Source organism: Parasphingomonas frigoris (assembly GCF_036663815.1).
Classification (GTDB): Bacteria; Pseudomonadota; Alphaproteobacteria; order Sphingomonadales; family Sphingomonadaceae; genus Sphingomonas.
Window position 1 is genome coordinate 198,253 of record NZ_JAXOJQ010000003.1, and the last position, 24,409, is coordinate 222,661.

Genomic DNA, 24,409 nt, shown 5'->3' on the forward strand with positions numbered 1-24,409 from the left:
GGCTAGATCCCGTAGGCCTTGAGCCCGTCATTGACCTTCTTGAACTGCGCGCGCCGTTCGGCCTCGAGCCGCTTGAGCTCGTTGGCCTGGCGCGTCTGTTCGACGCCGTCGATCTTCTGTTGCGCGATGATCTCGGCATCGGTGCGGTCGGCGCGCCACTGCTGCACATAGATGATGTCGCGGTGATACGGCTTGGGCGGGATCTTCGATTCGTAGATCACGCCGACGACCATCACATAGGTCAGCGCCAGCGCCAGCCCCATGAAGCCCAATTGGTGCGGCCGGCGCGTCACGATGTAGGTGCGCATGTCGCGCCAGGCGCGCAGCGGGGAGATGTAGCGCAGGAAATTCATGGGGCTGAGATAGGCGCGACCGGGAGGCGATGCCAGCCCTGCCGCGCCCACATGCTGGATCACTCTTCGTCGAGCACGAAGCGGACCGCCATCGTCTGCCACGCCTCGACCGCGACGCCGTCGCGCGTGGCCGGCGTGAAGCGCCATTTCTCGAGCGCGCGCTTGCGGGTCGCGTCGTAGAAAGCGGGGCTCAGCGGGCTGACGGGCTCGACCTGCTTCACGCGGCCGTCGGCGCCGATCAGAACGCGGACGACGACGCGGCCCTCGCGCCCGGCGAGGCGCTCGTCGCTCGGATAGACCGGCTGGAAGGCGCTGGCGTAGCGCGAGTCGAGTCGCGGGAGGGTGAGAATTGGGGCGGGCGGGGTGACGATCGTACCGCCATCGCCAGTGCCGCCGGCTATCGGCTGGAGCGGCGGGGGATCGACATGTGTCGCGATCGGGCCGCTGGGGTTGCTGGCGACGATCGGTTTGGTCAGGTCGATCGATTCGGGCCGCGGCTTGAGCGGCTGCGCCGCCTGGCGGATTTCGGGGGTCGGTTTGGGTTCGGGCTTGGGCGGGGGTGGCGGATCGAGCGGGATGTTGGTCGCAGTGATCGTCGGCACGACATTGGGCAAGAAATGTGGCGCGGTCAGCGACAGCCCGAACAGCAACACGGCACTGGTGCCGAGCGCGAAGGCGACTCCGCCGGGGTTGAGACCATGGCGGTTGGCATAGCGATCTGCGTACATCGTCCCGTCTCCATCTGTGCCGTCCGATTCTGCGCCGGACATGGAGAGGATGTTACATCATACCATCATGCTGGCAAGAGACATTATATCCTGTCGCATCACGCCCCCGACAGGCGCGCGAGCGTCCGTTCGCGCCCGATCAGCGGGAGCAAGGCCTTCATGTCGGGGCCGTGCTCGCGTCCGGTCAGCGCGCGGCGCAAGGGCAGGAAAAGCGCCTTGCCGCTGCGTCCGGTTTCGGCCTTCAGCGCCGCGGTCAGCGCGTGCCACGGGTCGCTGTCCCAGCCGAGCGACTCGGCGGCCCGCGCGGCGGCAGCGAGGAAATCGGCATCGGTGGGGTCGCGCTCGGCGGTAATCGGCCCCTCGATCACGCCCCACCAGTCGGCCGCTTCGGCGACGGTCTGGAGATTGGGTCGCACCGCTGCCCATTCCGCTTCGCCCATACCGGCGGGAAGCCGGTCGGCGACGTGCGCATAATCGAGCTGGTGGACGATCTTGGCGTTCAATCCGGCGAGCTCGGCCTCGTCGAAGCGCGCCGGCGCGCGGCCGAATTTGGCGAAGTCGAAGCTGTCGATCAGCGGCTGCGTCTCGACCAGCGGCTCGACCGGCAGGCTCGTCCCGATCCGCGCGAGCAAGGCGCGGACCGCCTCGGGCTCGATCCCGACGTCGCGGAAATGGTCGACGCCGAGCGAGCCCAAGCGCTTCGACAATTTGCCTTCCGAGCCGACCAGCAGCGCCGCGTGCGCGAAGGCGGGCGGCGTGACGCCCATCGCGGCGAACATCTGGAGCTGGAGCGCGGTGTTCGAGACATGGTCCTCGCCGCGCACGACATGCGTGATCCCCATCTCGGCATCGTCGATCGCCGAGGGCAGCATGTAGAGCCACGATCCGTCGGCGCGACGGATGACGGGATCGCTCATCGTCGCGGCGTCGAATTTCTGGGGTCCGCGGATCAGATCGTCCCACGCGATCGGCGCGGCATGGTCGAGCTTGAAGCGCCAGTGCGGCTTGACGCCATCGGCCTCGAGCGCGGCGCGCTCGGCGTCGCTCAGCGCCAGCGCGGTACGGTCGTAGACCGGCGGCAGCCCGCGCCCGGCGGCGATCTTGCGCTTGAGGTCGAGCTCCTGCGCCGTCTCATAGGCGGGGTAGATGCGGCCGGCGTCGCGCAGCGCGGCGAAACGGGCTTCATACAGCGCGAAGCGTTCCGACTGGCGGCGCTCGCCAGCGGGGACAAGCCCGAGCCAGGCGAGATCGGCACGGATCGCATCGACGAAGCGCTGTTCGCTGCGCTCGGCATCGGTGTCATCGATCCGCAGCCAGAATTCGCCGCCCTTCGCCTGCGCCCACAGCCAGTTGTGGAGCGCGGCGCGGATGTTGCCGACGTGGAGCATGCCGGTGGGCGAGGGGGCGAAACGGGTGCGGATGGTCATTGCAACGACCTAAGGAGCGGACCTCGCAGGAGCAAGCGATTGAGCGGTGCCGTCTGATGTTCGCTTGCTACCAACGAGAGATCAACCGCTTGCTCGCGGCTCAAGGTTTGCCTCGTGAGCAAGCGGCGTGATCCCAATCCCGCGTTCGACCTGTTCATTCCGGCGCTCGGTTATGGCGCACGCCAAAGCGCGTGTTGCGTCTGCCTCGCCGACGCCCTTTTAGATTTTTAAAGCGACCACTCCGCCGTCAGCCAAACCTTTTGGGTGTTGGTGGCAAACCGATCGGCATCGTAATGCGCCGAACGGGCGGAAAACGTGGTTTGGCCGACCTTGGCTGCGACGAGAAGGTCGATTTCATTCCCGTAATGCCGGACGAGCCGATCGCTTTCGAACCGGTGCCAACTTGCCAGCAGGTTGATCCCCTTAACCTTGCCGCCCCTCTTCCAGCCGGCGCCGAGCGTGGCGTAGAGATCGCGCACACCATCCGGGGGCGTTGTCGTGAAACGATCGCTCCAGCCCTGGAACTTGAACAGCGCCGCATAGGGCGTCTGAAAGCTTGTAAAGGCGACGCCGCTGGAGGCGCCAAGCACTTCATAACCAAGCGTCGCTGTAACAATGCCGCGACTGACCGATCCTTCGGCGAGGTAGTACTGCGCCACATAGCGGTTCGGATTGCGGTGGTAAGCGCTCTGCTGCGCCCAACTGGCGACATACGCCAGCTTCAGGCCTCGGCCGATGGGGGTCGTGCCGGCGAACCGGGCGCCATAGGACTGGCTCGACAGCCGAAACGCCTGCACTGCGGCTGCGTCGGCATCGACGACATAGGCAAAGCCGGTCATCGTTCCGAACGGCGTCGCGTAACCCAGCAACGCGAACAGATTATGACCGGAGATTGCCTGCGGTTTGACGCCGCGACCGTTGATGCCGTTGACCGTTCGCACGCTCCAAACGTAGCTGATATCGGCTGAGACCTTGGGCACGCCAGACCATGTTACGTGCACGGCGTCATAGGTCTGTTCATTCTGGCGGAATGCAGCCGACCCGACGAAGCGCTGATCAGCGAGTTCGATAAGCTGGCGGCCGACCGTGACCGAGCCCTGGCCCGGCAGCGCGTAACGGATCTGCGCACGATTGAGTTCGATATTCTGGGGGTCGCCAACCGCCGGATAGGCAGGATTGCCCTTCACGCCGTCAAAATACTGCCCGACGATCGCTAGCGTTGCCTCGTTCTCGATCAGCGCCGAAACCCGGCCGCGGGTTGCGCTGACGCCGGTCCGGATGCGCACGGTGACGGCCTCGGCCTCGCTGGGATTGGGCGCTTGATCGACGACCTCAAGGCGCAGCCGCGCGTCTGCCAGCGGCTTCAGCACCACCGTCTGTGCGTCAGCCTTGTGCTGGCATAGCAATGTGCTTCCCACGGCCAGGATCCCTAACAGGGACGATTTCATATGTCCTCCAGATGCCTCTGCCGTCGTTAAGCGAAGCCCGCCGATGCCGTGTGGCGTCGACGGGCCACGCTGGCGCCTAGAATGAGGCCCAGTCGCTATCGGGGCGGACCATTGCGGCAACGGCCGCTGCCGGAAGGGGCTTGATCGGCGACGCATAGACCTTGGCACTGGTCTTGACACCCTTGGCCATCGGGTTCGATCGATTGGTGGCGGCAGTCTTGCCGACGTTGAACCGTGCGGCCTGTTGGGAGAGGCCGTTGACCTCGCCTGCCAGGTTGCGTGCGGCGGCGGAGGTTTCCTCCACCATCGCGGCGTTCTGCTGGGTGGACTTGTCCATATCGCTGATCGCTGCCGAGATCTGGGTGATGGCGGCGGACTGCGCTTGATTGTCAGCAGCCATCGTTCCGAGCAATTCATGAACCTGGCCAACATCGCTGGTAATCGTGGTCAGTGCCCCATCGACCTTGACCACCGCCTGGACCGCAATACCGATGTCGGTCTGCGTGACGGTTAGCTGGTCACGGGCCCGCTTTGCCTCCTCTTCGGCGCGCATCGCCAGCGCGCTGACCAAATCCGCGACGACCGCAAAGCCGCGGCCCGCATCACCGGCACGCCCCGCCTCGACGGCGGCGTTCATCGCCAGGACGCGCGTCTGGAAGGCGATCTTGTCGAGCCCTTCGATCACGCTGTCGATGCCCTTGGCGCTGTCCGATACGCGTCCCATTGCCTGAACCGCCTCGTCAGCAACCGCACGGCCACCACCGACGGTGTGGATCGCCTGGTCGGCGCGTTCCACGGTGCGCGACGCGGCGGTGGCGCTTGCTTTCAGGCGGCTATCGATCTGGGTGATCGCGGCGGCGGTCTCTTCCAGTGAAGCCGCATTGCCTTCGGTACGTCGCGCCAGATCTTCCGATGCCTGCGCAATTTCGCCCGAACCCGTCTGGATTGCAGTCGCGCTTTCCCCGACCGCGCCGATCAAGTCGCGAAGATTGTCCATCGCCTCGTTGAAATTGCTTTTGAGGACGGCATAATCCTCTGGAAACTCGACCTTGATCACGGCTGTCAGATCGCCGCCCGAGAGTTCCGAAAGATGCATCGAGATGGTATCGACGACGAGCTTCTGCTCGGCGTCGGCCCGCGCCTTCGCCTTGTCGCCGGCCTCTTTGGCGAGGCCATTTTCGCGAAAGACGCAAACCGCCTTGGCCATGGCGCCGACTTCGTCACCGCGGTCGGTTCCGACGACGTCGTTCCGATAATTTCCGGCGGCGATTTCGCCCATCAGCGTCTGAAGACGAGAGAGCGGGCCAGTGATGCCATATCGCGTGATGACAACGGCCAATCCGATACCGCCTGCAACGCCGATCAGGGCAATTAGGATGATCCAAAACGAAGTCGTTGCCGCTTCCGCGGAAAGACGTGTCGATGTCGCATTCGCGGATTCACTGCGGGCATTGTTGAACTCAACCAAGCCCTTGTAGTAGGACTGCATTTCGCTGTCTGCGCGCGCCAGCTCTGCTGCTGCGGCCGCGTCTTGGTTCGCTAGGCCATACCTGGCAGCAGTCGTAGCAAAGCCATGGATATCATCCAGCTGCCCGACGAATTTATTCAGGGCAGTAGCCGTCTCGGGTTCTGCGGCGATAACCTCTGCAAAATTCTTCTTCGCAGCTGCAAATGAAGCCTGTTCTGCCGCTGCTGCGTCATGGGCAGCCTTGCTGTTGCCGTCGTAAACCAACGCCCGATACGACGAATACAGCATGTCGGATGTATTGCGATTTGCACGGACCAATTTGGTTGTATCTTGCTGCGACAGGATCGCACCTGAGTAAGCAGTATCTGCCTTGGAAAGCTGGCTGGATCCGTTCCATGCGATCAGGAGAGTAATGGCCCCCAGGAAAAGCAAGAGTGACACGATCTTGATAGAGATTTTCGCATTCTGCAGTATCTTCATTTATCATCCTGACAGTGTGGCGACCTCCGATGCCCAACGCCCGGATGTGGTTATTCTCGTTATAGGTGAGTCGGATAGGAATGGTGTTCGATTGCTGTTTTGATAGGCCGCTCGAAACAGGAAAGGGCACATTTGAGATTCCGAGTCAGGAATTTCACCTACCTGGTTGCGGGCTGTCAAAGCCGGTCGGTCGCGACAGCCATCCTCTGGCCCAGCTTTCAAGGCCGTAAGTGCGCACGCTCAATGGCGGTGGGGATCAGAGCAGGCTATGGGTCGCGCTGCGGCTGGCGTGCTCGCCAAAGGCACGGACCTCGCCAGTGCGGTCGCGCGGCGCCGTCGCAATTTGCTCGACCATCGCCGCGTTCCGCTGTGTCGACCGTGAAGACGGACGCGATTGGCGGCGAGATCTTCAGCCTCGCGCTGCGCGAATGTCGCGCCTCGTGGCAGGATTACCCCGCAGACCCTTCCCCGATCGTTGCTGCCCTTCTAAGGGATCGACAGACGAACGGCGAGGAGCGATTGCCCATGAAACTTATGACCGGCAATTCGAACCTGCCGCTCGCGCGCGATATCGCCGCGTATCTCGAGCTGCCGCTGACCGACGCGCTCGTCCGGCGCTTCGCCGACGAGGAGATCTTCGTCGAGATCCAGGAGAATGTCCGCGGCGAGGACGTGTTCGTGCTGCAATCGACCGGTTATCCGGCGAACGACAATCTGATGGAGCTGCTGATCTGCATCGATGCGCTCAAACGCGCGTCGGCCAAGCGCATCACCGCGGTCGTCCCCTATTTCGGTTATGCCCGGCAGGATCGCAAACCCGGCCCGCGCACGCCCATCTCGGCCAAGCTCGTCGCCAATCTGATCACCGTCGCGGGCGCCGACCGCGTGCTCTCGGTCGACCTGCATGCCGGGCAGATCCAGGGCTTCTTCGACATCCCGACCGACAATCTGTTCGCAGCCCCCGTGATGTCGGCCGACATCCTGACGCGCTACGGCAATCGCAACTTGATGGTCGTCTCGCCCGACGTCGGCGGCGTGGTGCGCGCGCGCGCGCTGGCCAAGCGACTCGACAATGCGCCGCTCGCGATCGTCGACAAGCGGCGCGAGCGCGCGGGCGAATCCGAGGTGATGAACATCATCGGCGAGGTCGAGGGGCGCTTCTGCATCCTGATCGACGATATCGTCGATTCGGGCGGCACGCTGTGCAACGCCGCCGCCGCGCTCAAGGAAGCAGGCGCCGCGGGCGTTGCCGCCTATATCACGCACGGCGTGCTGTCGGGCGGCGCGGTCGCGCGGGTCGAGACTTCGGCGCTCGAGGAACTGGTGATCACCGATTCGCTCGGCAGCCACGAGATCGTCGCCGCCGCCAAGAAGATTCGGCACCTCACGATCGCACCGCTGCTCGCAGAAGCGATCCGCCGCATCGCCGACGAATCGTCGGTATCATCGCTGTTCGACTAAGTCAGGCGAGCGCGTCCCAGATCAGCTTGACGCCGACCAGCACCATCAGCGCGTAGATCGCGGTGTAGAAGCGTTCGGGCGAGACGCGGCGGACCAGCCAGACGCCGGCGAAGGTCGAGGCGATCGCCACCGGAAGCAACACCGCCGCGACGCCGAGCGTGTCGCGGTCGAACTGGCCGAGCGCCCAATAGGCCGGGACCTTCGCCCAATTGACCGCGGCGAAGAAGATCGCGGTGGTCCCCACGAGCACGTCGCGCGGCAGCCGGCGCGGCAGGACGTAGACCTGGAACGGCGGCTGGCCGGCATGCGCGATCTGGCTGGTGAAGCCCGAGGCGATGCCGAGCAGCGATCCGACCCAGCCGGGCGCCTGCGCAGCCACGGCCAGCGTGCCGCGCCGCTCGCTCGACAGCCGGTAGAGCCCGAACAGTAGCGAGATCGCCCCGACCAAAGCGAGCACCGCCGCGGTCGAGACCTGCGCCGCGAACAGGTAGCCGATCAGGATCCCGGCGCCCGCGCCCGGCAGCATCCAGCCGAGGACCGCCGCATCCCAATCACGCCGGAACGCCCAGACGCCGACAATATCCTGCACGATCAGGATCGGCAGCAGGATCGCGGCCGCCCGCACCGGCGAGATGGCGAGCGCGAGCATCGGCAGCGACAAGGCGCCGAGCCCTGCAAAGCCGCCCTTCGACAGGCCGAGCAGCACCACCGCCGGCACCGCCAGCGCGTAGAAAAGCAGCGGTTCGTTCAATCCGGGATGAGCGTCGTCTGGCCGACCGGCGCGCGAACGCCAGCGCGCTTGCGGCGCTTGAGCTCGGCTTTCAGATCTTCCGGTTTGGGCGCGACGAGGAAGCCGAAGCTGACCGTGCCATCCTTGGTCTCGACGACATGGTGCAGCCGGTGCGCCTGGATGATCCGCTTCATATAGGCCGACTTAGGCAGATAGCGCGTCGGGATCCGGCGGTGGACGATGACGTCGTGAAAGCCGAAATAGATCGCACCATACGCCGCGATCCCCGCGCCGATCCAGGTGAAACCCTGCCACCAGCCGAGCTGGACGCCGAACACCAGCATCGTGATCGACGGCAGCGCAAAGATCACCGCATACAGGTCGTTCAGCTCCCAATTGCCGGTGCGCGGGCGATGGTGGCTCTCGTGCAGGAACCAGCCGAAGCCGTGCATCACCCAGCGATGCGCAGCATAAGCGAACAGCTCCATCCCAGCGACGGTGGCAAGAAAGAGCAACAGACCGGAGATCAGCGACATGCTGACGATATAGCGCGCCACGCGTCCGATAGCGAGTGTTCGCAACTGCGAAGGGGTGGATTCGCACCCCCGTGTGTGCTTAAGCCCCCCGCAAACCCGATCCTTGGAAAGGCACGCGCTCATGAACATCCACGAATATCAGGCCAAGGAACTCCTGGCGAAATTCGGTGTGCCCGTTCCCGCGGGCTTCGCGGCAATGTCGGTCGAGGAAGCAGTTGCAGCATCGGAAAAGCTCCCCGGGCCACTCTATGTCGTCAAGGCGCAGATCCACGCCGGCGGCCGCGGCAAGGGCAAGTTCAAGGAACTCGGCCCTGACGCCAAGGGCGGCGTCCGCCTCGCCAAGACCGCTGACGAAGTTCGCGCGGCTGCGACCGACATGCTCGGCAACACGCTGGTGACGATCCAGACCGGCGACGCCGGCAAGCAGGTCAACCGCCTCTACGTCACCGACGGCGTCGACATCGCCAAGGAATTTTACCTCGCCCTCCTCGTCAACCGCGCCACCGGCCGCGTGTCGATGGTCGCCTCGACCGAGGGCGGGATGGACATCGAGACCGTCGCGCACGACACGCCCGAGAAGATCCACAGCATCGACATCGACCAGGCGACCGGCTTCCAGCCGCATCACGGCCGCGCCGTCGCAGCTGCGCTAGAGCTCAAGGGCGATCTCGCCAAGCAGGCGTCGTTCGTCGCATCGAAGCTGTACGATGCCTTCATGGGCACCGATGCCGAGCAGATCGAGATCAACCCGCTCGCCGTCACCGACGACGGCAAGCTGATGGTGCTCGACGCCAAGGTCGGCTTCGATAACAACGCGCTGTTCCGCCACAAGGACCTGATGGACCTGCGCGACGAGACCGAGGAAGATCCCTCCGAGCTCGAAGCGTCGAAGTACGACCTCGCCTACATCAAGCTCGACGGCGACATCGGCTGCATGGTCAACGGCGCCGGCCTCGCGATGGCGACGATGGACATCATCAAGCTCAACGGCATGTTCCCGGCCAACTTCCTCGACGTGGGCGGCGGCGCGAACAAGGAGAAGGTGACGGCCGCGTTCAAGCTGATCCTCGCCGATCCGAACGTGAAGGGCATCCTGGTCAACATCTTCGGCGGCATCATGAAGTGCGACATCATCGCCGAAGGCATCGTTGCCGCGGCGAAGGAAGTGAACCTCTCGGTTCCGCTGGTCGTCCGCCTCGAGGGCACCAATGTCGAGGCCGGCAAGGCGATCCTCGCCAATTCGGGCCTCGCGATCGTCCCCGCCAACGATCTGGGCGATGCCGCCAAGAAGATCGTCGCCGAGGTGCAGAAGGCCGCGTGATCGCGTCACGCCCCTGATTCGACCCAGGAAAGGGCCCGGACGGAAACGGCCGGGCCCTTTCGCGTTTGAGGTGCGTTCGAGTCGCGGATGGTGCCGCTACGGCAACCGCGGCTGACGTACCGGACTTGCGAAAACCGCGCGAAACCGCCATTTGAGGCGCCGATGCCGTCGAGCAAGAGATAGTCTTGGAAGGAACCCCGATGAGAGTGCTGGTGCCGGTCAAGCGCGTGCTTGATTACAATGTGAAGCCCCGTGTGAAGGCGGACGGAAGCGGGGTCGACCTCGCCAACGTCAAGATGAGCATGAACCCGTTCGACGAGATCGCGGTCGAAGAAGCGATCCGCTTGAAGGACAAGGGTGTCACCGAGATCGTCGTCGTCTCGATCGGCGAGCAGAAATCGCAGGAAACGCTGCGCACTGCGCTCGCGATGGGTGCTGACCGCGCGATCCTGATCGTCTCGGAGACCAAGGTCGAGCCGTTGGGTGTCGCCAAGCTGCTCGCCAAGATCGTCGAGGAAGAAAAGCCCGACCTCGTCATCCTCGGCAAGCAGGCGATCGACGACGACAACAACCAGACCGGCCAGATGCTGGCAGGGCTGCTCGGCGTCGGCCAGGCGACCTTCGCCTCGAAGGTCGAGCTCGCCACCGACAGCGTCACCGTGACGCGCGAAGTCGATGGCGGCTCGGAGACCGAGACGCTGAAGCTGCCCGCGATCATCACCGTCGACCTGCGCCTCAACGAGCCGCGCTACGCCTCGCTGCCTAACATCATGAAGGCCAAGTCGAAGCCGATGGCGCAGAAGACCGCCGCCGATTACGGCGTCGACGTCACGCCGCGCCTGACCACGCTGAAAGTGGTCGAGCCGGCGAAGCGCTCGGCCGGCATCAAGGTCGCCGACGTCGATGAACTCGTCGGCAAGCTCAAGTCCATGGGAGTCGCAAAGTGAAGACGCTCGTCTGGGTCGAACATGATGGCGCGACTGTAAAGGACGCCACCCTCTCCACCGTCACCGCAGCGTCGAAGCTCGGTGAAGTCCACCTGCTCGTCGCCGGCCAGGGCGTCGGCGCGGTTGCCGAGGCGGCCGCCAAGCTCGCCGGCGTCGGCAAGGTCCATGTCGCCGACGACGCGGCCTATGCGCATGCGCTGGCCGAGAATGTCGCGCCGCTCGTCGTCAAGCTGATGGAATCGCACGACGCGTTCCTCGTGCCCGCGACGACCAACGGCAAGAACATAGCACCGCGCGTCGCCGCCTTGCTCGACGTGATGCAGATCTCGGACATCCTGTCGGTCGAGGGCGAGGACACTTTCACGCGGCCGATCTACGCCGGCAACGCGATCGCGACCGTCCAGACCACGGATGCCAAGAAGGTCATCTCGGTGCGCGGCACCGCGTTCGAGAAGGTCGCGACCGAGGGCGGTACGGGCACGATCGAAGCGGTCGAAACGACGGGCGATGCGGGTGTATCGACCTATGTCGGCTCGGAAATCGCTGCCTCCGAGCGGCCCGAACTGACCTCGGCCAAGATCATCGTCTCGGGCGGCCGTGCGCTTGGCTCGAGCGAGCAGTTCCATGCTTTGATCGATCCGCTCGCCGACAAGCTCGGCGCCGGCGTCGGCGCATCGCGCGCCGCGGTCGACGCGGGCTATGCACCGAACGACTATCAGGTCGGCCAGACCGGCAAGATCGTCGCCCCCGAAGTCTATGTCGCGGTCGGCATTTCGGGCGCGATCCAGCATCTCGCGGGCATGAAGGACTCGAAGGTCATCATCGCGATCAACAAGGACGAGGATGCGCCGATCTTCCAGGTCGCCGATTTCGGCCTGGTCGGTGACCTGTTCAAGCTGGTGCCGGAACTGACCGAAAAGCTCTGATCGGCAGTACCTCTGCGAAACAGAAAGGGCGGCGCGATGCGAATCGCGCCGCCCTTTTCCGTTTTGGCGTGCGGCGCGCCGTCAGAAACCGCTGAGCAGGCTCGCGACGTTGGCGCCGAGCGCGTCGACCGCATAGCCGCCCTCCATCGCGATCACGCACGGCCAGCCGCGCGCGGCGATGTCCTGCGCGAGCAGCGCATAGTCGGCGGTGGTCAGCTTGAAGTGCGAGATCGGGTCGCCCTCCCACGTGTCGGCGCCGAAGCTCACGACGAGCAGATCGGGCGCGAAAGCCGCGATCGCGTTGAGTGCCTGCGCCTGTGCGCTGCGGAACGCATCGAGCGACGCGCCTTGCGGCAAGGGCAGGTTGAGCGTCGTGTCGCGACCGTCGCCGTCGCCGCGCTCGTCGGCATGGCCCCAGTAAAAGGGATAGTCGGTCGCCGGGTCGGCATGGACGCTCGCGTAGAAGACATCGCCGCGCTCCCAGAAGATGTCCTGCGTGCCGTTGCCGTGATGATAGTCGATGTCGAGGATCGCGACGCGTCGCGCCCCGCCGTCGCGCGCGGCCTGCGCGGCGATCGCGGCGGTGTTGAGGTAGCAATAGCCGCCATAATAGTCCGTGCCGGCATGGTGGCCGGGCGGTCGGCACAAGGCGAAGGCCGCGCGGTCGCCGCCAAGCACCGCGTGCGTCGCCGCGAGCACGCTCTGCGCGCTCCAATAGGCCGCGTCCCAGGTCTGCGCGGTAAGCGGGGTCGAGGCATCGAAGCTGTAGCGGCCGATCTGCCCGTCGATCCGATCCAGCGTGAGCGCGCGGCGCCCGACCACCGGCCAGACATAGCCGATCGCGTCGCCCGGTCGCCCGGCGGCGGCCCAGCGCGCGGGGGCCTCGCGCAGGAAGGCGAGATAGTCGGGGGCATGGATCGCCGCGATCGGGGCGATCCCGAAATCGGCGGGGATTTCGGTCCCGCCGAGCGCGGCGTGCATCGTCTCGGCGCGCGCGGGCGTCTCGGCATAAGCGGTGAAGCCGCCATTGTGCAGTTCGCGCGCGGGGGCATGGGCAAGCTGGGCGGGCGAGAAATATTTACGCATGCGATCTCCGGTCGGGCCAGTAGCGCAGGATGAGGAAGCCCGCGATCGCCGAGACGATCGAGCCGGCGAGCACGCCGATCTTCACTTCATCCTGCAGGTGCGGACTGTCGGGGAAGCCGAGCCCGCCGATGAACAGGCTCATCGTGAAGCCGATCCCGGCGATCAGTGCGACGCCGTAGAGCTGGATCCAGCGCATCCCCGCCGGGCGCTTGGCGATGCCGAGCCGCTCGGACAGCGCGACGCCGCCCATGATCCCGGCCTGCTTGCCGAGGAAAAGCCCGCCCGCGATGCCGAGCACGAGCGGATCGCCTAGCGTGGCGAAGCTCATGCCGCCAAGCGACACGCCGGCATTGGCCAGCGCGAACAGCGGCACGATGCCGAACGCGACCCACGGGCTCAGCGCATGTTCGAGCCGGTGGAGCGGTGAATGCTCGTCGTCGGGCGCGCCGGGCGAGCGCGTGATCGGGATCATCGTCGCGGCGAGCACGCCGGCGATCGTCGCATGGACCCCCGACAGCAGGATCAGCCACCACAGCGCCGCAAACGCGATGAGATACGGCCACAGCGCCCACACGCGGCGCTGCTTCAAGGTGTACATTGAAAGCAGCACGCCGACCGCGCCTGCTAACGCGATCCAGTCGATACCGTTGCTGTAGGCGAGCGCGATGATCGCCACCGCGCCGCAATCGTCGACGATCGCGACCGTCGTCAGGAACAGTTTCAGCGCAGGCGGGACGCGGCTGCCGAGCAAGGCGAGCACGCCGATCGCAAAGGCGATGTCGGTCGCCGCCGGGATCGCCCAGCCCGGGCGCAGGTCGGCAGCACCTCCAGTGATCGCGAGATAGACCAAAGCGGGCACCGCCATCCCGGCGGCGGCGGCGATGATCGGCAGGCGCCGCCGTGCCGGGCTCGCCAATTGCCCGTCGATCAGCTCGCGCTTGATCTCGAGCCCGACGAGCAGGAAGAATACCGCCATCAGCGCGTCGTTGATCCACAGATGGACCGTCATCGGGCCGATCGCCGGGGCGAGCGTCGGGCCGGTTACGTGGTGGAGCAGCGCGAAATAGGCGTCGGCGAGCGGAGAATTGGCGAGGATCAGCGCCAGCGCCGCGGTCGCCATCAGGACGATCCCGCCCGCCGCCTCCTGGTGCAGGAAGGTACGGAGCGCCGACCGCGCGGCGCGGAACGGGGCAGAAGGGCTGCGCTTGGTCATCGCGCCACCCTATCGCCGCGAGGCGCAAAGACCAGCGCGATCGCCTAGCGCGCGAGCGCCTCGGCGATCAGTTTGCGCGAATTCTCGACGCCGTAGAGCGCGATGAAGCTCCCCATCCGCGGCCCCTGGCTCGACCCCAGCAGCGTCTCGTACAGTGCGCCGAACCAGGCGCGCAGCGGATCGAAGCCGCCTTCGTTGCCGATCGCATAGACGATGTTCTGCAGATCGACCGCAGAGCTGTCGGCCGGCGCCGCGGCGAGCTCGCGGTCGAGCCGTTCGAGCGCTGCGACCTCGATCCCCTCGGGCTTGCGCCGCTGCAGCGTCGGCGCGACATAATCGCGATTGTACGCCAGCGCATGGCCGATCAGCGCGTCGAGCTCGGGCGTGATGGCGCCCTCGACATAATTGCTGAGATAGCCGTGCACCTGTTCCGCCGTCGCGCCCGCGCCGAGCACGCCGACGAGGTTGAGCAGCAGGCCGAAGGTGACCGGCGGGTTCGTGTCGGGCACGGCGCCGTCATGGATGTGGTGCACCGGGTTGCCGAGCTTCTGCTCGACCGGCTGCGCGGCGTAGCTGGCGCGGAACTGGAAATAATCGTCCACCGCGCGCGGGATGACGCCGATGTGGAGCTGCTTGGCCTTCTTCGGCTCGCGGTACGCGAAGAAGGACAGGCTCTCCTGCGTGCCATAATCGAGCCACTGCTCGAGCGTCAGGCCGTTGCCCTTCGACTTGGAGATCTTCTCGCCCTTCTCGTCGAGGAACATCTCGTAGATCAGCCCCTCGGGCGGGCGACCGCCGAGCACGCGCGCGATCTTGCCCGACTGCACGCCGCTGTCGATCAGGTCCTTGCCGTACATCTCGTAATCGACGCCCAATGCGACCCAGCGCATCGCCCAATCGACCTTCCACTGCAGCTTGGCGTGGCCGCCGAGCACCGACTGGACGAGCACCTCGCCGTCGCTGTCGGTGAAGCGGATCGTCCCCTCCTCGACGTTGACGACCTCGACCGGGACCTGGAGCACCACTCCGGTCTTGGGGCTGATCGGCAGGATCGGCGAATAGGTCGCGGCGCGTTCCTTGCGCAGCGTCGGCAGCATGACACCCATGATCCCGGCGTAGTTTCGCAGCACGCCCTTCAGCGCATCGTCGAACACCCCCGCTTCATATTGCGAGGCCGAGGAGATGAATTCGTACTCGAACCCGAAGCGATCGAGGAAGTCGCGCAGCATCGCATTGTTGTGCGCGGCGAAGCTCTCGAACTTCTCGAACGGATCGGGAATGCGGCTGAGCGGCTTGCCGAGATGCTCGGTCAGCATCGCCTGGTTGGGGACGTTGTCGGGCACCTTGCGCAGGCCGTCCATGTCGTCGCTGAACTCGATCAGCCGCGTCGGCGCGTCGGACAGCGCCTGGAACGCGTGGCGCACCATCGTCGTGCGCAGCACTTCGTTGAAGGTGCCGATATGCGGCAGGCCCGAGGGACCATAGCCCGTTTCGAAGACGACGGGCTGGTTGCCGGGCTTGCCGTCGGGATAGCGCTTGAGCAGCTTGCGCGCTTCCTCATACGGCCAGGCCTTGGAATCGAATGCGGCGGTGCGGAGGGCTGTGTCGGTCATATGCGCCAGCGTTTGACGCTTTAGTGCGGGAAGCGCAAATGCTATGCTCAGCCCATGAACATGCAGCTGCCCCTGACGGAGCCGCACCGCTTGAAGCTTCGCATCGAGGACTTCGAGCTGCTGGACCGCGCGGGCGTGTTCGATGCGTACCACAAGGCCGAATTGATCGAGGGGGTCATCGAGGTCATGAACGGCGAATTCCGTCGGCACAGCCGCGTCAAAAGTCAGCTGATGTTCCGCTTGCAGCTCGCGCTCGAAGCGATCGGATCCGATTTCGCGGCATTTTCGGAAGCGACCCTTGCGCTCTCGCCGCACAATCTGCCCGAGCCCGACGTCATTGTCGCGATCGGCGGTTTGGATGATCGGTACTACGAACTGCGCGACATCGCTATCTTGATCGAGGTGGCGGACAGCAGCATTGCGCGTGATCTGGGCGCGAAGTGCGCGATGTATGCGCACGAAACGATCCCAGAATATTGGGTCGTTGCCTTGCCGACGGGCGAAATCCATCAATTCTGGAAGCCGGGGGACGCGGGCTTCGGCGAGCATCGCGTTGTGCCGCTCGCAGGGGAAGTACGCAGTGCCACCATGCCTGAACTGACGATCGACGGGCGCGGCATCCTTTAACGGCGCCCTCACCCGCGCTTCCCCGGCGAAGGCCGGGGTCCAGGCGTGGAACGGTTGCACGCAGGCGTTACGCTCGAAGACCGGGACCTTCGCTCCTGGGCCCCGGCCTTCGCCGGGGAAGCGCGGTTTCTGATGGTGACGCGAGCAAACCCATCCCTCGAGCGTTGCCATTCCGTTCCCCCTACGCGATATACCCGGCGTGACCGCGCTTCCCTATCCTGCCCTCCATGCCAGCCACAGCGGCATCTGGATCGCGGACGATTCGGGCACGCGGCCGATCGGGCGCGGCGAGGCGATCCGGATTGCCGCCGATACCCCTGTCATCCTGCTCAACGCCGCGCTGATCGGGCAGCGGCTCGGCTATGCCGACCTGTCGGGGCTCGACCTGCTCGAACTGTTCGCCTTCCTCTGCCCGGCGCGCTTCATGGTGCCGACGCCGCGCGGCCTCGCGCGCGTCGCCGGACTGGAGGCGCCGAGCGAGGATGGCCAGATCGCCGCCTTCCTGCGCGAGGCGGCGGTGGCGCTGCTCGGCATGACGACGCCCGGCTCCGACTGGCCCGAGCGCGAGGGCGCCTGGACCGCGGCGCAATCGCTGTTCAAGCTGCGCTGGACCTGGGCGCCGATCCTCGCGCAGCGGCTCAAGACCCCCGATGTCGCCGAACGCTGGCTGTTCTCGAAGCTCGGCGAATGGTCCGAAGGCGCGCCGCGACCGCAGCCGCGGACGGTGACGCTCGACGCCGACGAGACGCAGGCGCGGCTCGCCCGGCTGACCGGCAGCGGCGCCGAGCAACGCTCGGGGCAACGCGCCTACGCCCAGGCCGCGCGCGAGGCGTTCGGCCCGCGCATGGCGCATGGCGCGCCCAACATGGTGCTCGCCGAAGCGGGCACCGGGATCGGCAAGACGCTCGGCTATCTCGCGCCCGCCTCGCTCTGGGCCGAGAAAGCCGATGGCGCGGTGTGGGTGTCGACCTTCACCAAGGCGCTGCAACGCCAGTTGGGCCATGAAAGCGCGCGCCTCTTCCCCGACGCAGCGACCCGCCGCGCCAAAGTCGTCACGCGCAAGGGCCGCGAAAACTATCTCTGCTTGCTCAACCTCGAGGACGCGCTGCAAGGCGGTTTCGCCGGCCGCGCCGCGATCCTCGCGCAGCTCGTCGCACGCTGGGCGGCGTATAGCGCCGATGGCGACATGGTCGGCGGCGATCTGCCCGGCTGGCTGCCGACGCTGTTCCGCCGCAACGGCGCGACCGCGCTGACCGACCGGCGCGGCGAGTGCGTCTATGCCGGCTGCCCGCATTACCGGAAGTGCTTCATCGAAAAGGCCGCGCGCGCGAGCGCCGACGCCGATCTCGTCATCGCCAACCATGCGCTGGTGATGGTCAACGCCGCGCGAGGCCGCGAATCGACGACGCGCCCGACGCGCTACGTGTTCGACGAGGGGCATCATTTGTTCGATGCCGCCGACGCGATGTTCTCGACCGCGCTGACCGGGAGCGAGACGATCGAGCTGCGCCGCTGGATCCTCGGCCCCGAATCGGGCGGGCGCGGGCGGCGGCGAGGTCTTGCCGCGCGGTTGTCCGACGTCGCGAGCTATGACGAAGGCGGCGCGCGCGCGATCGCCGATGCGGTGGCGGCGGCGCAGGGGCTGGCGAGCGACGGCTGGCTGCAGCGGATCGGCGAGGGCGCGCCATTCGGGCCGATCGAGACGCTGCTCGCTGCGGTGCGCGGGCTGACCTATGCGCGCGCCGAAGCGGATGGCGACGCGGGCTATGCGCTCGAGACCGAACTGGCCGAGCCCGACCCCGGCCTGATCGATGCCGCCGCGCCTGCGGCACAAGCGCTCGATTCGCTGGTGCGCCCGCTCGTCGCGCTCGGGCGGCGGCTCGAGGCGGTGCTCGACGAGGGGCCCGACTGGATGGACGGACCCGCACGCGCGCGAATCGAAGGCGCGGTCGCTTCGCTCGGCTGGCGCGCCGAGACGGTCGCGGCGTGGCTGTCGCTGCTCGCGCGGATCGGCGGGCCGGCCTCGCCCGATTTCGTCGACTGGCTCGCGGTCGATCGCGTCGAGGGGCGCGATTATGACATCGGCCTTCACCGCCACTGGCTCGACCCGACGCGACCCTTTGCCGAGACTGTGCTGAAGCAGGCGCACGGCGTGCTCGTCACCTCGGCGACGCTGCGCGGCGGCGGCGCCGACGGGCAGGAGGGCTGGGCGGTCGCCGAAGCGCGCACCGGCGCGACGCATTTGCTGCGCGGTGCGAGCCGGTTCGCCGCCGAATCGCCATTCGATTATGCCACCCAGGCCGAGGTGCTGATCGTCACCGACGTCAAGCGCGGCGACATGGGCGCGCTCGCCAACGCCTATGCGCGGCTCGGCATGGCGAGCGGCGGCGGGATGCTCGGGCTGTTCACCGCGATCCGCCGGCTGCGCGGCGTCCATGCGCGGATCGCCGACCGGCTCGCGCGCGACGGGCTGCCGCTCTACGCGCAGCATGTCGACCCGATCGACACCGGCACGCTGGTCGACATCTTCCGCGACGATCCCGCGGCATCGCTGCTCGGCACCGATGCGCTCCGCGACGGGGTCGACGTGCCCGGTCGCTCGCTCCGCCTCGTTGTGCTGGAGGGCGTGCCGTGGCCCAAGCCGACCGTGCTCCACGCCGCGCGGCGGCTTGCGGGGGGCGGCAGCGCGTATGACGACCGCATCGTGCGCGCGCGGATGGCGCAGGCGTTCGGCCGGTTGATCCGCCGCGCCGACGATCATGGCGCGTTCGTCCTGCTGTCGGCGGCGTGCCCGTCGCGGCTGCTCACCGCCTTCCCGCCGGGCGTGACGATCCGCCGTGTCACGCTCGATGAAGCGGTCGCGCGTGCGGGAGCGCTTCCCTCCGCCACGCAAACGGGGCATGAGGCGCGCGAACCCGCCTGACGGAGACCCGCATGACCGCCGGCACCAAGACGCTGACGCTGCTTCGCCACGCGAAATCGGGGTGGGACGAGCCGAGCCTGCGCGATTACGACCGCGCGCTCAACGCCAAGGGCAAGCGCGCCGCCGCGCTGATCGGTGGCTATCTGCGCACCTCTGGGGTGACGTTCGACCATGTCGTCGCCTCGCCGGCGGTGCGCGTGGTCGAAACGCTGGCGCAGGTCGAGAGCGGCTATGGCCGCACGCTCGGCCCGGCGTGGGAGCGGCGGATCTATCTCGCGTCGGCAGTGACCTTGCTCGACATCGTCCACGAATCACCCGCCGAGGCGGCGCATGTCCTGCTCGTCGGGCACAATCCCGGGCTCGAGGATCTGGCGATGCTACTCGTGCCGCAGTCGCAGGATGCGCTGCGCGTCGCGCTCGAGGCGAAATATCCGACTGCGACGATTGCCGAAGTGCAATTCGAGGGCGAGTGGGCCGAGCTTGCCCAGGGCGGCGGGCGGCTGACCCGCTTCGTCCGCCCGCGCGACCTTGATCCGGCGTTGGGGCCGGACGAGGACTGAACGCTTAGACTTTTCCGAGCAGACCCTTCAGGCCGGCCAGCGCGCCCGCCGGCTTGGCCTCTTCCTCGCTGATCACGCCCGCCGCGCGCAACGCCGCCGCCGCATTGGGCCCGCGCGGGAACGGATCGAGCGCGAGCGCCATCGTTTCCGCCGCGGCTTCGCCCAGATCGATCGCCGCGCCGTCATAGGGCATCGTGTCGATCGCATCCATGTCGAGCTCGATCTCCTCCTCGGCGGCCGCTTCCTGTTCGGTGACGAAGCGGAGCGCGACGTCTTCCGAGACCGATTCGGGCAAGGGCTCGTCGGTCACCGAGCAGGCCTGGACGACGGCTGCCGTCACCGATCCGCGCGCAACGATGCCGGCGGCATCGCGCTTGATGCGGAAGGTGGCCTCGAGCCGGTCGACCGACAGCAGCCCGAAGCGTTCCGCCAGCGCCGCACGCTCGGCCTCGCTCGCGACGATCGCGATGCTGCGTTCGCCCTCGCCGATCGTGTCGATTCGCTCGAGGCGCGAAAATTCCGGATGGCTCATGGTAGGTCTCCCGCGATCAGCGACTCGGTCGAGCGCGCCGCCAGCGCATCGCGCAGCCGCAGCAAGGCGCCTTGTGTATGCGCGACCGCCGCCGTGTCGGGCAAACCACTGCGATACAGATTGCGTTCCAGTGCGGCGTGCAGGTCGTCGGCCGCCAGCCCGTCGCGATACGCGCCGAGCCGCCCGCCGAGCATCCCCATCATCTTGCCGATATGCTTGCCGACGCCGATGTCACCAACGCCGCTTTCGCGCAGCTGCCCGTCCATGTCGGTGACGAAGCGCTCGGTCAGCCGTGCGCTCGCCGCGCCGGCGACGGGCTCGTCCTCGAGCCGCAGCAGGACGAGCGAGAGGATCGCCGCGACCATGTCGAAGCGCCCGTCGAGCGTGTCGGGCACGCCGCCCGCCTCATACCAATGCGGCGCGCGCGCGGTCTCTATCACGCGCGCGTAGAGCGCTTGCGCGACGTCGTCCGGCGCGCGCCCCAATAGCTTCGAAAACCAGCCCAAAATCTGTGTATCCCTTCGCGCCCTTGTTTGGCCGCCTTTCCCGGCATATTGAGGCTTCGTGTCCATCGGTGCAATGCGTCGTGGCCAGCTTTGCGTGCCTTGGAGAGTGTCGATGAGCCTTAAGTCCGTCCGCCAGTTGACGGCTGCCGCCCTCCTCGCATCGTGCGTGTTCGGGGCGAGCGCCTGCGTGCCGCTCAAATCGCACCAGGGCTATGTCATCGACGCCGATCTGGTGAACTCGGTCCAGGCCGGCACCGACAATCGCCAGTCGGTGCTCGCGGTGCTCGGCAAGCCGACCTTCACCTCAGAATTCAACCAGGGCGACTGGTACTACGTGTCGCGCGAGACGCGCAATTTCGCCTATAACAACCCTAAGGTGCGCGAGCAGACGACGCTGCGTATCAGCTTCGACGAGAAGGGCACCGTCACCGCGGTACGCCGCTCGGGCGTCGAGCAGGTCGCGTCGATCAGCCCGTCAGGCAAGACCACCCCGACGCTCGGCAAGAAGCGCAGCTTCTTCGACGAGCTGTTCGGCAATATCGGCACCGTCGGCGCGGTCGGTGGCGGTGGCGGCCAGGGTGGGCAGAGCAACACCGGCGGCGGTCGCGATACGCCGTAAGCTTTCCTGACGGATTGCTGACAAGCGCATTCGCGTTCCGTTCAGTCGCGCTCTGCCAAAACCCTCTCCATGGCCCGGCCGCTCCTTTGGCCCGCCGGAATATGGAGGATACAGTGCGTAAGCTCATTCTCACCGCTCTGATGGCGGCGACTCTGGTTCCCGTCGCCGCAAGCGCGCAATCGAACGAAGAGCTGCGGCGTGACCGTCGCGACATTCGCCAGGAACAGCGCGACCTGCAGGATGCGCGCATGCGCGGCGACCGCCGCGACATTCGCGACCAGCGCGAGGACGTTCGCGACGCGCGCCAGGAATATCGCGAGGATCTGCGCGATCGCGATCGCGCCTGGGGTCGTGACGACTGGCGTGGCTGGCGCGACCGCAACCCGAACTTCTATGCCCGCGGCAATTGGAACGCGCCGTTCCGCTACACCGCCTTCCGCCCGGGCCTGCGCATCGCACCGACCTATTATGGCGGGCGTTACATCATCGCCGATCCGTGGCGCTATCGCCTGCCCCGCGCCGGCTGGGGTCAGCAATGGGTGCGGCATTATAACGACGTGATCCTCGTCGACACGCGTCGCGGCTATGTCGTCCAGGTGATCCGCGGCTTCTACCGCTAAGACAGTTCGTCACGGGCGGCGGCCGTCTCCGAAAGGGGGCGGCCGTCGTTTTTTTCAGCGGATCGTGAAGAGGACCTGATCGACGACGCGGCCGGCGACATCGGTCAGCCGCAGCCGGTGGAGACCTGGTCCGGCGATGATCTGCGGCTGCGAATCGGCAGCACCGAGATCGGTCTTGTCGAGCCACAGCCGATGCGCCGTCACCGCGCCCGACACGTCGACCGAGAGGCGTTGCCGGTTAGGGGGGATGTCGGGGTCGATCGCATAGACGCTGCCCGACACGGGATTGGTGATCCGCGGGCGGCGCGACTCGGCGGGCGCGACCGCGATTTGCGTCTGTCCCGTTCCGGCGAGGAAATATTCGGTGCGCGGCTGTTCGATCGCGTTCGCAAAGGTGACCGCGCGGGCTTCGATTCCCGTCGGGCGCGGGGGCGGGCTGCCGCGCGTGTCGGCGTTGAGCGCGAGCATGATGTCGCGCCACACCGGCGCCGCACCGCTGACCCCGGAGACCGCGCGCATCGAATCGCCCTCGAGATTGCCGACCCACACCGCGACCGTGTATTCTCGCGTGAAGCCGATGCACCAATTGTCGCGCAGCGCCTTGCTCGTCCCCGTCTTTACCGCCGCCCAGAAGGGCAGGTGCAGCGCCGAATCGAGCCCGAAGGTCACCGCGCGGGCATTCGAATCGGCCATCATGTCGGCGACGAGCCACGCCGCCTGCGGTGTCGTGATCGCGTGCGGCGGCTCGCGTGGCGCATCCATCGTGAGGCGCAGCGGCGACCAGCGGCCGGCCTGCTCCAGGCTGCGATAGGCGGCGGCCTGCTCGAGCAAGGTCACTTCGGCCGACCCGAGCGCGAGCGAGAAGCCGTAATAATCGCCATCCTCGACCAGTCCGCGGTACCCCGTATCCCACAGCCGGTCGCGAAACGCATCGACCCCTACGAGCAGCAGCGTGCGCACCGCGGGCACGTTGAGCGACCCCGCGAGCGCCGCGCGCGCCGATACCGGCCCCTTGAAGCCGCGATCGTAATTTTGCGGGACGTAGAGCCCCGAGGCGGTGTCGAGCTGGACCGGCGAATCGTCGAGGATCGAGGCGGGGGTGAGATAGCCCTTCTCGATCGCCTGCGCGTAGAGGAAGGGTTTCAGCGTCGACCCGGCCTGGCGATAGCTGTTCGCGCCATCGACTGCGGGCGCGGTCGAGGCGCCGCCGATCCCGCCGACATAAGCGAGCACGTCGCCGCTTGCATTGTCGATCACCACCGCCGCGCCGTCGCGTGCGCGGGCGCCGCCGAGGCCTTGCAGCTGGCGTTTGAGCGCGACGATCGCGAGGCTCTGGATGCGGCGGTCGAGCGTGGTGGTGACCTTGAGCCCGGGCTTGGTGAGCAACCGATCGGAGAGATGCGGCGCGAGGCCGGGATCGAGTTGCAGGCTGCGCGCCGGGCCGAGCATCGACGCAGCCTCGCCTGCAAAGCGCGCGCAATCGGGTTCGTGGCTGACCGCGCAGGCGCGCCGCGCGACGCTGGCGGGGTCGGCCTGTGGGTCGGGGAGGAGCGCGGCGAGCAGCAGGGCGTCGTCGCGCGCGAGGGCGTCGGGGGTCTTGCCGAACAGCCCGAGCGCGGCCGCGCCGATCCCCTGCGCTTCACCGCGGAAACCGGCTAGGTTGAGATACGCCTCGAGGATCTCGTCCTTCGACCAGACCGATTCGAGCGCCCAGGCGGCGCGCATCTGGCGGAGCTTGTCCCAGACGTGGCGCTGCCCCGGCACGGCGAGATCGGGCGCGAGAAAGCCGGCGACCTGCATCGACAGCGTGCTCGCGCCGCGCGCGCGCGTCCCCTGCGCGCGGTCGCGGGCGACGCCGAGCAAGGCGAGCCAGTCGACGCCGCCATGATGGAAGAAGCGGCGGTCCTCGACGCCGACGATCGTGTCGCGCGTAACCGGCGAGACATGGGGCAGCGGTGTCCAGGCGAGCCGTCGCGCCGCGAAATCTACGCGCGCGCTGTCGATCAGCACGCCGTTGCGGTCGTAGAGCCACGCCTCGGACGGACGCCACGCAGCGCGGACCTGCGCATAGCCGGGCAGCGGCGGGGGGAGCGTAGCGTAATCGATCGCGACGAAGGCGATGAGCGCCAGTGCCAGCGCCGAGAGCGTCATCCCCTGCCGGGTGCGCAGCATCCTCCAGGCCGCCGCGGTTCTCCCGCGGATGCTGGAGTCCCACGCATCGAAGCGCCGCGCCCAGTCGCCCGGCCTCCCGCGTACACGGGAGGCCAGCTCGAGCAGAGACTTCC

The 24,409-nt window shown here is 66.9% G+C and carries 22 protein-coding genes; 9 read left to right on the forward strand and 13 right to left on the reverse strand.

Annotation, left to right across the window (positions count from 1 at the left end; genetic code table 11):
- Positions 1-2 precede the first annotated feature (2 nt).
- The 5 genes from U1872_RS11190 to U1872_RS11210 all read right to left on the reverse strand — a co-directional run bounded on the left by U1872_RS11190 (position 3) and on the right by U1872_RS11210 (position 5,904).
- The gene (locus tag U1872_RS11190; RefSeq protein WP_332792981.1) at positions 3-416 is read right to left on the reverse strand and encodes a hypothetical protein; all 414 of its coding nucleotides are present in this window, start codon (positions 414-416) and stop codon (positions 3-5) included.
- Positions 413-1,081, reverse strand: a complete 669-nt coding sequence (locus U1872_RS11195; protein ID WP_332792982.1) for an energy transducer TonB — start codon at positions 1,079-1,081, stop codon at positions 413-415. The genes U1872_RS11190 and U1872_RS11195 overlap by 4 nt, the downstream gene beginning before the upstream one ends.
- A 98-nt stretch (positions 1,082-1,179) precedes the next feature.
- Positions 1,180-2,508, reverse strand: coding sequence for a glutamate--tRNA ligase (locus U1872_RS11200; protein WP_332792983.1), 1,329 nt, complete (start codon positions 2,506-2,508; stop codon positions 1,180-1,182).
- A 227-nt stretch (positions 2,509-2,735) separates the two neighbouring features.
- A complete protein-coding gene (locus U1872_RS11205; RefSeq protein WP_332792984.1) occupies positions 2,736-3,956 on the reverse strand; it encodes a hypothetical protein in 1,221 nt (406 codons plus the stop codon).
- 76 nt (positions 3,957-4,032) lie between these two features.
- Positions 4,033-5,904: a methyl-accepting chemotaxis protein gene (locus U1872_RS11210; RefSeq protein WP_332792985.1), complete on the reverse strand. Its 1,872-nt coding sequence runs from the start codon at positions 5,902-5,904 to the stop codon at positions 4,033-4,035.
- Between the two features lie 525 nt (positions 5,905-6,429).
- Here U1872_RS11210 and U1872_RS11215 point away from each other — a divergent pair.
- The gene (locus tag U1872_RS11215; RefSeq protein WP_332792986.1) at positions 6,430-7,365 is read left to right on the forward strand and encodes a ribose-phosphate pyrophosphokinase; all 936 of its coding nucleotides are present in this window, start codon (positions 6,430-6,432) and stop codon (positions 7,363-7,365) included.
- A 1-nt stretch (position 7,366) separates the two neighbouring features.
- Here U1872_RS11215 and U1872_RS11220 read toward each other — a convergent pair whose 3' ends face one another.
- Positions 7,367-8,116 (reverse strand): sulfite exporter TauE/SafE family protein, encoded by a 750-nt coding sequence (locus tag U1872_RS11220; RefSeq protein ID WP_332792987.1) that lies wholly within the window; start codon positions 8,114-8,116, stop codon positions 7,367-7,369.
- Positions 8,113-8,631, reverse strand: coding sequence for a sterol desaturase family protein (locus U1872_RS11225; RefSeq protein ID WP_332793620.1), 519 nt, complete (start codon positions 8,629-8,631; stop codon positions 8,113-8,115). Before U1872_RS11225 ends, U1872_RS11220 begins: the two co-directional genes overlap by 4 nt.
- A 121-nt stretch (positions 8,632-8,752) precedes the next feature.
- Between U1872_RS11225 and sucC the strand changes: the two genes are divergently transcribed.
- The 3 genes from sucC to U1872_RS11240 all read left to right on the forward strand — a co-directional run bounded on the left by sucC (position 8,753) and on the right by U1872_RS11240 (position 11,825).
- On the forward strand, positions 8,753-9,952 hold the full coding sequence (sucC, locus tag U1872_RS11230; RefSeq protein WP_332792988.1) for an ADP-forming succinate--CoA ligase subunit beta: 1,200 nt from the start codon (positions 8,753-8,755) through the stop codon (positions 9,950-9,952).
- Positions 9,953-10,152: 200 nt separating this feature from the next.
- On the forward strand, positions 10,153-10,899 hold the full coding sequence (locus tag U1872_RS11235) for an electron transfer flavoprotein subunit beta/FixA family protein (RefSeq protein WP_332792989.1): 747 nt from the start codon (positions 10,153-10,155) through the stop codon (positions 10,897-10,899).
- Positions 10,896-11,825: an electron transfer flavoprotein subunit alpha/FixB family protein gene (locus tag U1872_RS11240; protein WP_332792990.1), complete on the forward strand. Its 930-nt coding sequence runs from the start codon at positions 10,896-10,898 to the stop codon at positions 11,823-11,825. The genes U1872_RS11235 and U1872_RS11240 overlap by 4 nt, the downstream gene beginning before the upstream one ends.
- Before the next feature lie 81 nt (positions 11,826-11,906).
- Here the strand turns inward: U1872_RS11240 and U1872_RS11245 are convergent, their stop codons facing one another.
- The 3 genes from U1872_RS11245 to U1872_RS11255 are packed head-to-tail and all read right to left on the reverse strand — an operon-like array spanning position 11,907 to position 15,737.
- A complete protein-coding gene (locus U1872_RS11245) occupies positions 11,907-12,911 on the reverse strand; it encodes a histone deacetylase family protein (RefSeq protein WP_332792991.1) in 1,005 nt (334 codons plus the stop codon).
- Positions 12,904-14,124 (reverse strand): Na+/H+ antiporter NhaA, encoded by a 1,221-nt coding sequence (gene nhaA / locus U1872_RS11250; RefSeq protein WP_332792992.1) that lies wholly within the window; start codon positions 14,122-14,124, stop codon positions 12,904-12,906. The genes U1872_RS11245 and nhaA overlap by 8 nt, the downstream gene beginning before the upstream one ends.
- A gap of 44 nt (positions 14,125-14,168) precedes the next feature.
- On the reverse strand, positions 14,169-15,737 hold the full coding sequence (locus U1872_RS11255) for a lysine--tRNA ligase (RefSeq protein WP_332792993.1): 1,569 nt from the start codon (positions 15,735-15,737) through the stop codon (positions 14,169-14,171).
- A gap of 54 nt (positions 15,738-15,791) precedes the next feature.
- Between U1872_RS11255 and U1872_RS11260 the strand changes: the two genes are divergently transcribed.
- The 3 genes from U1872_RS11260 (at position 15,792) to U1872_RS11270 (ending at position 19,847) form a co-directional block, all read left to right on the forward strand.
- The gene (locus tag U1872_RS11260; RefSeq protein WP_332792994.1) at positions 15,792-16,364 is read left to right on the forward strand and encodes a Uma2 family endonuclease; all 573 of its coding nucleotides are present in this window, start codon (positions 15,792-15,794) and stop codon (positions 16,362-16,364) included.
- 199 nt (positions 16,365-16,563) lie between these two features.
- Entirely contained in the window at positions 16,564-19,287 is a 2,724-nt protein-coding gene (locus tag U1872_RS11265; protein ID WP_332792995.1) for an ATP-dependent DNA helicase, read from the forward strand.
- An 11-nt stretch (positions 19,288-19,298) separates the two neighbouring features.
- Positions 19,299-19,847 carry a SixA phosphatase family protein gene (locus tag U1872_RS11270; RefSeq protein WP_332792996.1) on the forward strand — a complete coding sequence of 183 codons (549 nt, stop codon included), beginning with the start codon at positions 19,299-19,301 and terminating at the stop codon, positions 19,845-19,847.
- 4 nt (positions 19,848-19,851) lie between these two features.
- Here the strand turns inward: U1872_RS11270 and U1872_RS11275 are convergent, their stop codons facing one another.
- Both U1872_RS11275 and U1872_RS11280 read right to left on the reverse strand, forming a co-directional pair.
- Complete coding sequence (locus U1872_RS11275; protein WP_332792997.1) at positions 19,852-20,379, reverse strand: YceD family protein; 528 nt, start codon at positions 20,377-20,379, stop codon at positions 19,852-19,854.
- Entirely contained in the window at positions 20,376-20,885 is a 510-nt protein-coding gene (locus U1872_RS11280; RefSeq protein ID WP_332792998.1) for a ubiquinol-cytochrome C chaperone family protein, read from the reverse strand. Before U1872_RS11280 ends, U1872_RS11275 begins: the two co-directional genes overlap by 4 nt.
- Positions 20,886-20,997: 112 nt before the next feature.
- Between U1872_RS11280 and U1872_RS11285 the strand changes: the two genes are divergently transcribed.
- Together U1872_RS11285 and U1872_RS11290 are read left to right on the forward strand one after the other, a co-directional pair.
- Positions 20,998-21,504, forward strand: coding sequence for an outer membrane protein assembly factor BamE (locus U1872_RS11285; protein WP_332792999.1), 507 nt, complete (start codon positions 20,998-21,000; stop codon positions 21,502-21,504).
- A gap of 113 nt (positions 21,505-21,617) precedes the next feature.
- The gene (locus U1872_RS11290) at positions 21,618-22,124 is read left to right on the forward strand and encodes an RcnB family protein (RefSeq protein ID WP_332793000.1); all 507 of its coding nucleotides are present in this window, start codon (positions 21,618-21,620) and stop codon (positions 22,122-22,124) included.
- A 54-nt stretch (positions 22,125-22,178) separates the two neighbouring features.
- Here U1872_RS11290 and pbpC read toward each other — a convergent pair whose 3' ends face one another.
- Positions 22,179-24,296 (reverse strand): penicillin-binding protein 1C, encoded by a 2,118-nt coding sequence (pbpC, locus tag U1872_RS11295; RefSeq protein ID WP_332793001.1) that lies wholly within the window; start codon positions 24,294-24,296, stop codon positions 22,179-22,181.
- Positions 24,297-24,409 lie beyond the last annotated feature (113 nt).

What these genes read in the sequence shown, in the direction of transcription:
- U1872_RS11235 (WP_332792989.1), top strand. Translation starts at nt 10,153, where the DNA reads ATGAGAGTGCTGGTGCCGGTCAAGCGCGTGCTTGATTACAATGTGAAG.
- U1872_RS11195 (WP_332792982.1), bottom strand. Translation starts at nt 1,081, where the DNA reads ATGTACGCAGATCGCTATGCCAACCGCCATGGTCTCAACCCCGGCGGA.
- U1872_RS11275 (WP_332792997.1), bottom strand. Translation starts at nt 20,379, where the DNA reads ATGAGCCATCCGGAATTTTCGCGCCTCGAGCGAATCGACACGATCGGC.
- U1872_RS11210 (WP_332792985.1), bottom strand. Translation starts at nt 5,904, where the DNA reads ATGAAGATACTGCAGAATGCGAAAATCTCTATCAAGATCGTGTCACTC.
- U1872_RS11260 (WP_332792994.1), top strand. Translation starts at nt 15,792, where the DNA reads ATGAACATGCAGCTGCCCCTGACGGAGCCGCACCGCTTGAAGCTTCGC.
- U1872_RS11245 (WP_332792991.1), bottom strand. Translation starts at nt 12,911, where the DNA reads ATGCGTAAATATTTCTCGCCCGCCCAGCTTGCCCATGCCCCCGCGCGC.
- U1872_RS11200 (WP_332792983.1), bottom strand. Translation starts at nt 2,508, where the DNA reads ATGACCATCCGCACCCGTTTCGCCCCCTCGCCCACCGGCATGCTCCAC.
- U1872_RS11225 (WP_332793620.1), bottom strand. Translation starts at nt 8,631, where the DNA reads ATGTCGCTGATCTCCGGTCTGTTGCTCTTTCTTGCCACCGTCGCTGGG.
- U1872_RS11270 (WP_332792996.1), top strand. Translation starts at nt 19,299, where the DNA reads ATGACCGCCGGCACCAAGACGCTGACGCTGCTTCGCCACGCGAAATCG.
- U1872_RS11285 (WP_332792999.1), top strand. Translation starts at nt 20,998, where the DNA reads ATGAGCCTTAAGTCCGTCCGCCAGTTGACGGCTGCCGCCCTCCTCGCA.
- U1872_RS11215 (WP_332792986.1), top strand. Translation starts at nt 6,430, where the DNA reads ATGAAACTTATGACCGGCAATTCGAACCTGCCGCTCGCGCGCGATATC.
- pbpC (WP_332793001.1), bottom strand. Translation starts at nt 24,296, where the DNA reads ATGCTGCGCACCCGGCAGGGGATGACGCTCTCGGCGCTGGCACTGGCG.
- nhaA (WP_332792992.1), bottom strand. Translation starts at nt 14,124, where the DNA reads ATGACCAAGCGCAGCCCTTCTGCCCCGTTCCGCGCCGCGCGGTCGGCG.
- U1872_RS11205 (WP_332792984.1), bottom strand. Translation starts at nt 3,956, where the DNA reads ATGAAATCGTCCCTGTTAGGGATCCTGGCCGTGGGAAGCACATTGCTA.
- U1872_RS11255 (WP_332792993.1), bottom strand. Translation starts at nt 15,737, where the DNA reads ATGACCGACACAGCCCTCCGCACCGCCGCATTCGATTCCAAGGCCTGG.
- sucC (WP_332792988.1), top strand. Translation starts at nt 8,753, where the DNA reads ATGAACATCCACGAATATCAGGCCAAGGAACTCCTGGCGAAATTCGGT.